We start from the raw sequence: 6,691 nt of genomic DNA, 5'->3' as shown, positions 1-6,691 counted from the left end.
GTGTTGTTCAGGGAGCGCACCTCGGTCAGGCCGCGGAGGGATGACGTCAGCCAGATGGCGTCCGACCTGTGCAGGTCCGTTGGGGTGGGTAGGCGTTCGTCTGCCGCCAAGCCCAGCTCGTGGGCGTGGTCCAGGAGCCAGTGGGCGGTGACGCCGGGGAGGATGCCGGTGGCCGCGGCCGGGACCGTGCAGAGGGTGCCGCCGCTCAGCCAGACCACGTTCGCGGTCGGCGCCTCCAGCACGTAGCCGTCGGTGGAGACCCAGAGCACGTCGTCCACCCCGGCCCGTTCCGCCCAGCGGCGGGCGGCGGTGCTCAGCGCGTACGAGGTGGACTTCACCCCGACCGGGAGCCAGCCCAGTTCGGGGCGGGAGCGGGCGGCCACCCCGAGCGGCAGGGTGGCGACCGTCACCCCGTCCCGCCGGGCCCGCCGCGCGGCCGCCGGCACCTCGCCCAGCGTGGCGTAGACCGTCGCCGGCCCGCCGCCCTCCGGCCCCCGCGTGCAGACCAGCCGCACGGCGCCCTCGACCTCCGGCGGCCAGCCCGCCCGGACCGTGTCGAGCAGGTCGACCAGCACCTCCGTGGACGGCAGGGCCAGCCCGATCGCCGCCGCGCCCGCCCGCAGCCGGGCGAGGTGGGCGTCGCGCAGCCAGGGCTGTCCGCCGCGCAGGTGCAGGGTCTCGAAGAGGCCGTCGCCGTGCAGCACGCCCCGGTCGTCGCCGCGCAGCACCGGCTCGCCGGCCGGCACCAGACCCCGGCCCGGCACGGCCACCCGCGTCGCCACCACGAGCGCAGCGTAGTGGCGTACCCCGGCGGCGGGCGGGTCGGCGCGGCGGCCGAACTATGATCGGACGGTGTCCGAATCCTCCCTCGCGGAACTGCTCCGCTCCCGTGGGCTGCGGCTGACGGCGCAGCGGCAGCTGGTCCTGCAGGCTGTCCTGGACCTGGGGCACGCCACGCCGGAGCAGGTGCACACGGCGGTGCGCGAGGTGGCCGCCGGGGTCAACATCACCACCATCTACCGGACGCTGGAGCTGCTGGAACGGCTCGGTCTGGTGACCCACACCCACCTGTCGCACGGGTCGCCGACCTACCACGCGGCCGGTGAGCACCAGCACGTCCACCTGGTCTGCCGGGAGTGCGGCGCGATCGACGAGATCGACCCCGAGCTGCTCCGGCCGCTCGCCGACCAGTTGGCCGCGCAGCGGGGATTCCAGATCGACATCGGGCACGTGGCGCTCTTCGGCGTCTGCGGCCAGTGCGAGGACGGGGAACGTAAATGATCGACATCGCGGGAGCGGTGGCCGCCGAGGCCATCGACGAGGAGACCCGGGACCAGCCCGAGCCGGCCCACCGGGCGGCCGGGGTCGGTCCCGTGGCCGCCCACTACGGCGACCCGATGCGGGAGCAGCGGACCCTCGCCACCGGCGTCGGCCTGGTCGACCGCTCGCACCGGGGGGTGGTCGCGGTGCCGGGCGAGGAGCGGATGACCTGGCTGCACACGCTGACCAGCCAGCACCTTGCCGCGCTGCGCCCCTGGCAGGGCACCGAGCTGCTGGTGCTCTCCCCGCACGGGCACGTCGAGCAGCACGCCATGGTCGCCGAGGACGGCGAGACCACCTGGCTGGACACCGAGCCCGGGATGACCGGCGGCCTGCTGTCCTACCTGGAGAAGATGCGGTTCTTCAGCAAGGTCGACCCGCGCGACGTGACGCCCGACCACGCACTGCTCTCGCTGGTCGGGCCGGAGGCCACCGGCGCGCTCGGCACCCTCGGGGTCACCGGGCTGGCCGAGCCGGACGTGGTCGCGGTGCCGGGTCCGAAGTTCCGCTCCGGCGACCTGCCGCCCCGGCCCTCGGTGGTGTACGACGTGAAGCCGCTGGCGGTGGGCGGCTGGGCCCGGCGGGTGGCGCTCGGCGTCGACCTGCTGGTGCCTCGCCCGGCCATGGCCGGGGTGGTCGAGGAGCTGCGCGGCGCCGGCGTGCCGGTGGCCGGGCTGTGGGCGTACGAGGCGGTGCGGGTGGCCGCCCGGCGGGCCCGGGCCGGGGTGGACACCGACCACCGGACCATTCCCGCCGAGGTGGGGCTGATCGGGCCGGCCGTGCACCTGGACAAGGGCTGCTACCGCGGGCAGGAGACGGTGGCCCGGGTGCACAACCTGGGCAAGCCGCCGCGTCGCCTCGTCCTGCTGCACCTGGACGGGGTGACCACCGACCAGCCGCCGGCCGCCGGCACGCCGGTGACCCTGGACGGCCGTGCGGTCGGCTTCGTCGGCACCGCGGTGCACCACTTCGAGCTGGGTCAGGTCGCCCTCGCCGTGGTCAAGCGCAACGTGGCCGACGACGCCCGGCTGATGGTCGGGGAGGCGGCCGCCGCCATCGATCCGGCGTAAGGGATGTGGTTCCAGCGGCCCTGAGGCGGAAAATCTTCCGCTTTCGGCGGCGGGTGCGCGCGATTCTGCTGCAATTCGCCTGTCGACCGCAGGGCGGTCGGCGGTCTAGGATCCGGGCATGACCACAGGAACGTTGATCACGGTTGCCCCCACCGGCGCGGAGTCGGCCAAGGCGGAGGTGCCGGCGCTGCCGGTGACCCTCGACGAGCTGCTGCTGACCGCCAAGGAGTGCGAGGCGCTCGGCGCCGCCGTGATCCACGTCCACATCCGCGACGACCAGGCGCAGCCCACCCTCGACCAGGGCCGGCTGCGGGAGACCGTGGCGGCGCTGCGGCAGAGCACCGACCTGATCGTGCAGCTCTCCTCCGGCGGCGCGGTGACCGACCCGGAGGCCGCCCGGCTGGCCGTGCTCGACGCCGCCCCGGACATGGCCTCCTGCACCATGGGCACGGTCAACTTCGGTGACGACGTGTTCCTCAACCGCTGGGAGTTCATCGTCGACCTGCACACCCGGATGCAGGAGCGGGGCGTCGTCCCCGAGTACGAGATCTTCGACCTGGGCCACCTCACCGCGCTCCAGCGCCTGCTCGGCAAGTACGGCCTGCCGCACGGCGGTCACGTGCACGTCGACTTCGTGATGGGCGTGCCGGGCGGCATGCCGGGCACCACCGCCACGCTGGTCGCCGCCCAGCAGATGCTGCGCGACCTGCCCGAGGGCACCACCTTCTCGGCCACCGGCATCGGTCGCAGCACCATCCCGGTGATGCTGGCCTCGCTCTCGGCCGGCGGTCACCTCCGGGTCGGTATGGAGGACACGGTCACCTACGCCAAGGGCCGGCCGGTCGAGTCCAACATGCAACTGGTCGCCCGCGCGGTCGGCTTCGCCCAGCTCGCCCAGCGTCCCCCGCTGACCACCACCGAGGCCCGGGCCCTGCTCGGCCTGTAAGCGACGACCCGCCCGGCACCCCTGTACGCCGGCGGCCGACGCCGCTGGTCACCCCGGTGCCGGGCCCGCCGGGCCCGTCGGTACCGTCCACCTCGTGGGAAAGACGTACGAGGGCGGCGTGCCGCTCGCCGAGGTGGTCCGGTCCGGTTTCGTGGAGGGCGTCCACCGTGGTTCCGTGGTGGTGCTCGACGCCGCCGGCGCGCCGGTGTCCGGGGCGGGGGACGTCACCTCGCCGATCTTCCCCCGGTCGTCCAACAAGCCGATGCAGGCGATCGGGATGCTCCGGGCCGGCCTGCCGCTCACCGAGGCGGCCGACGTGGCGCTGGTCTCGGCGAGCCACGCCGGCGAGGAGTTCCACGTCGAGCGGGTGACCGCCCTGCTGCGCGGCGCCGGCCTGACCGAGGAGGCGCTGCACTGCCCGCCGGACCTGCCGGTCGGCGAGGCGGCCCGGGAGGCGGTGCTGCGCGCCGGGGGCGGGCCGACCCGGACCCTGATGAACTGCTCCGGCAAGCACACCGGGATGCTGCTCACCTGCCTGGCCGCGGGTTGGCCGCTGGACGGCTACTGGCGCCCCGAGCACCCGCTCCAGCAGCGGCTCACCGCCGCGATCGAGGAGTTCACCGGGGAGAAGGCGGCGGCCGTCGGGGTGGACGGCTGCGGCGCCCCGGTGCTCGCCGTCTCGCTGACCGGCCTGGCGCGGGCGTTCCTGCGGCTGGTCTCCGCCGAGCCGGGCACCGTCGAGCGGACCGTGGCCGACGCCATGCGGGCGTACCCGGAGCTGGTGGGCGGCACCCAGGCCGACGACACCCGCCTGATGCGCGGCGTACCCGGGTTGCTGGCCAAGGTCGGCGCGGAGGGCGTGATCGCGGCGGCGGTGCCCGGGGTCGGCGCGGTCGCCCTGAAGATCGACGACGGCGCCGGCCGCCCCCGGATGCCGGTCCTGGTCTCCGCGCTGCGCCGGCTCAACGTCGAGGCCCCGGTCCTGACCGAGTACGCCGAGATCCCCCTGCTCGGCGGCGGCCTGCCGGTCGGGGCGGTCCGCCCGGTCTGGTGAGCCTGCGGCGGCGGGTCAGCGCAGGAAGTCGAGCAGCGCGGCGTTGACCGGCTCGGGGCGCTCCAGCGGGAGCAGGTGGCCGGCGTTCGGGACGTCGGGGAGCCGGACGCCCTCGGGGGCCTCGGCGGCGATGCGGTCGGCCAGCCGGCGGATGTCGGCCAGGTCGTCGGCGCCCGCCCCGACCAGCACCGGCATCCGCAGCTCGGCCAGCCGGTCGATCGCCGGCGGGTCCAGCTCGCCCGCCTCGACCGCGCTGAGCGCCTGCTCGGCGGCGAGCGCCCGGCGGTCCATCTCCTCGGCGAAGCGGATCAGCTCCGGGTCGACGTCGGCCGGCTCGCGGGTCGGGCCGACCACCCAGAACCGCACCTCGCCGGCCGCGGTCGCGGCGAAGTCCTCCGGGTCCACGTCGCCGACCAGCTGCTCCCAGAGCTGCTCGGTCTCCTCGGACCACTCGTTGCCGGAGACCGGGGCGCCGAAGAGGGCCAGCGCGGCGACCCGGTCCGGGTACGCCAGCGCGGTGTCCACCGCGACCTTGCCGCCGAACGAGCAGCCCACCAGCGCGGCCTGCGCCACGCCGAGCGCGTCGAGCAGCCCGATCACGTCGTCGTGGTGCGCGAACGGGGCGGGTGGCAGCTCGGAGTCGCCGTAGCCGCGCAGGTCGACGGCGATGACCCGGTGCCTGGCGGCGAGCGCGGACACCTGCCCTCGCCACATCCGCCGGTCGGCGATGCCCGCGTGGAGCAGCACCACGGGGCTGCCGGTGCCGGCCTCGTCGTACGCGAGCGAGGCGCCGTTGACTTCGATCTTGACCACGGGGGAACCGTACGGACCCGACACCGGACGCGCAACCGGCCATCCGTGACCTCGCTAACTCCGGCTAGCACTTTGCTTGCAGTAGCTAGCACCACGGGCTAGCGTGGAGTCATGGCCACCAGCAAGGACCTTCCCGACGTCGGCGGGTTCATTCGCGACCTGCGTCGCAACGCGAAGATCTCGCTGCGGCAGCTCGCCGAGCAGGCCGGCGTCAGTAACCCGTACCTGAGCCAGATCGAGCGCGGCCTGCGCAAGCCGAGCGCCGAGGTCCTCCAGCAGCTCGCCAGCGCGCTGCGCGTCTCCACCCCGGCCATGTACCTGCGGGCCGGGCTGCTGGACGACAAGGAGGGGCAGGGCGTGCTCGCGGCGATCGCCGTCGACCCCGAGCTGACCATGGCCCAGAAGCAGTCGCTCACCCAGATCTATGAGACGTTCCGCCGGGAGAACGCGCGGCTCGCCGAGGCGACCGCCACGGCCCAGGCGGCCACCGAACCGACCCCGCCGACCGAGCCGGGCGCGGCGCCGGAGGCCCCGGCCACCGTCGCACCGGCCGCGACCGGCCCCACGACGCCGGACGGCACCCCGACCGAGGCGGTCCTCGAGTCGGTCGCCGTCACCGAGGCGGGCTCGGCGCCCGCCCCGACCACCGCCGTCCCCCAGAAGAAGACCGCCCGCCGGGTGGTCCGGAAGGCCGCCGGCGCGGCCGAAGAGGAGCAGTCATGACCCAGCCGAAGACCAACCGCATCCCGGCCCCCGTCTACGCCGCCGCCGGCGCCGGCGAGCTGGCCCTCCAGCAGCTGCGCAAGCTGCCCACCGTGGTCAGTGACCTCGGCACCCGGGTCGTCGCCGACCTCGGCGGCAAGGCCGTCGTCACCGGCTTCGAGCTGCGCCAGCGGGCGACCGAGACGCTGCGGACCGCCAACCTCACCGCGACCGGGCTGCGGGAGAAGGCCGGCTCCGCCGACCTCGACCTGGACAAGCTGCGCGAGGCCGCCAACCTGGAGAAGCTCCGCGAGGCCGCCAACCTGGAGAAGCTCCGCGAGGCCGCCAACCTGGACAAGTTCCGGGAGGCCGCAGGCCGCAACGCCGCCGCCGTGCTGGCCGGCGCGCAGGCCGCGCAGGAGCGCGCCCTGGCCGCGTACGCCGAGCTGGTCGCCCGCGGTGAGCGGGTCGTCGGCGCGGGCGTGCTGGAGGCCGCCGACACGGTGAACGCCGACATCGCGGCGACCGAGGCCACCACCCCGGTCGCGCCGGCCGCCCAGCCGGCCGAGGTGCCCACCCCGGCCGAGGTGGCCGAGGTCGTCGAGGCCAAGCCGGCCGCCGTGAAGCGCACCCGCGCCACCAAGGCCACCACCACCAAGGCCACCACCGCCAAGGCCGCCACCCCGTCGGCGAAGCTGCCGAAGACCACGAAGCGGACCCGCCCGGCCGCCGAGTGAGTCGAACCTGGACCGAGACCCCGGACGGCGTCCTGTCGGACGTTTCCGG

8 protein-coding genes are annotated in these 6,691 nt (G+C 75.1%); 6 read left to right on the top strand and 2 right to left on the bottom strand.

Annotated features, from left to right (window positions below; genetic code table 11):
• Nucleotides 1-785: aminotransferase class IV (locus tag ACW0Q9_RS14260; RefSeq protein WP_456181412.1), on the bottom strand; the 785-nt coding region annotated here is incomplete at its 3' end.
• 67 nt (nt 786-852) lie between these two features.
• Here ACW0Q9_RS14260 and ACW0Q9_RS14255 point away from each other — a divergent pair.
• The 4 genes from ACW0Q9_RS14255 to ACW0Q9_RS14240 all read left to right on the top strand — a co-directional run bounded on the left by ACW0Q9_RS14255 (nt 853) and on the right by ACW0Q9_RS14240 (nt 4,390).
• Nucleotides 853-1,281 carry a Fur family transcriptional regulator gene (locus ACW0Q9_RS14255; RefSeq protein ID WP_456181410.1) on the top strand — a complete coding sequence of 143 codons (429 nt, stop codon included), beginning with the start codon at nt 853-855 and terminating at the stop codon, nt 1,279-1,281.
• Complete coding sequence (gene ygfZ / locus ACW0Q9_RS14250) at nt 1,278-2,390, top strand: CAF17-like 4Fe-4S cluster assembly/insertion protein YgfZ (RefSeq protein ID WP_456181408.1); 1,113 nt, start codon at nt 1,278-1,280, stop codon at nt 2,388-2,390. The genes ACW0Q9_RS14255 and ygfZ overlap by 4 nt, the downstream gene beginning before the upstream one ends.
• A gap of 118 nt (nt 2,391-2,508) precedes the next feature.
• Nucleotides 2,509-3,336: a 3-keto-5-aminohexanoate cleavage protein gene (locus ACW0Q9_RS14245; protein ID WP_456181406.1), complete on the top strand. Its 828-nt coding sequence runs from the start codon at nt 2,509-2,511 to the stop codon at nt 3,334-3,336.
• 94 nt (nt 3,337-3,430) lie between these two features.
• On the top strand, nt 3,431-4,390 hold the full coding sequence (locus ACW0Q9_RS14240; RefSeq protein WP_456181404.1) for an asparaginase: 960 nt from the start codon (nt 3,431-3,433) through the stop codon (nt 4,388-4,390).
• Between the two features lie 15 nt (nt 4,391-4,405).
• Here ACW0Q9_RS14240 and ACW0Q9_RS14235 read toward each other — a convergent pair whose 3' ends face one another.
• Complete coding sequence (locus ACW0Q9_RS14235) at nt 4,406-5,203, bottom strand: alpha/beta fold hydrolase (protein ID WP_456181402.1); 798 nt, start codon at nt 5,201-5,203, stop codon at nt 4,406-4,408.
• Between the two features lie 111 nt (nt 5,204-5,314).
• Here ACW0Q9_RS14235 and ACW0Q9_RS14230 point away from each other — a divergent pair, with 111 nt between their 5' ends.
• Together ACW0Q9_RS14230 and ACW0Q9_RS14225 are read left to right on the top strand one after the other, a co-directional pair.
• The gene (locus tag ACW0Q9_RS14230; RefSeq protein ID WP_456181400.1) at nt 5,315-5,926 is read left to right on the top strand and encodes a helix-turn-helix domain-containing protein; all 612 of its coding nucleotides are present in this window, start codon (nt 5,315-5,317) and stop codon (nt 5,924-5,926) included.
• Nucleotides 5,923-6,642: a hypothetical protein gene (locus ACW0Q9_RS14225; RefSeq protein ID WP_456181398.1), complete on the top strand. Its 720-nt coding sequence runs from the start codon at nt 5,923-5,925 to the stop codon at nt 6,640-6,642. Before ACW0Q9_RS14230 ends, ACW0Q9_RS14225 begins: the two co-directional genes overlap by 4 nt.
• Nucleotides 6,643-6,691: the final 49 nt, after the last annotated feature.

The organism is Micromonospora sp. I033 (assembly GCF_053890995.1).
The sequence above is the reverse complement of the archived record's forward strand: the minus strand, read 5'-3'. Positions and strand labels throughout refer to the sequence as shown.

What these genes read in the sequence shown, in the direction of transcription:
- ACW0Q9_RS14245 (WP_456181406.1), top strand. Translation starts at nt 2,509, where the DNA reads ATGACCACAGGAACGTTGATCACGGTTGCCCCCACCGGCGCGGAGTCG.
- ACW0Q9_RS14230 (WP_456181400.1), top strand. Translation starts at nt 5,315, where the DNA reads ATGGCCACCAGCAAGGACCTTCCCGACGTCGGCGGGTTCATTCGCGAC.
- ygfZ (WP_456181408.1), top strand. Translation starts at nt 1,278, where the DNA reads ATGATCGACATCGCGGGAGCGGTGGCCGCCGAGGCCATCGACGAGGAG.
- ACW0Q9_RS14225 (WP_456181398.1), top strand. Translation starts at nt 5,923, where the DNA reads ATGACCCAGCCGAAGACCAACCGCATCCCGGCCCCCGTCTACGCCGCC.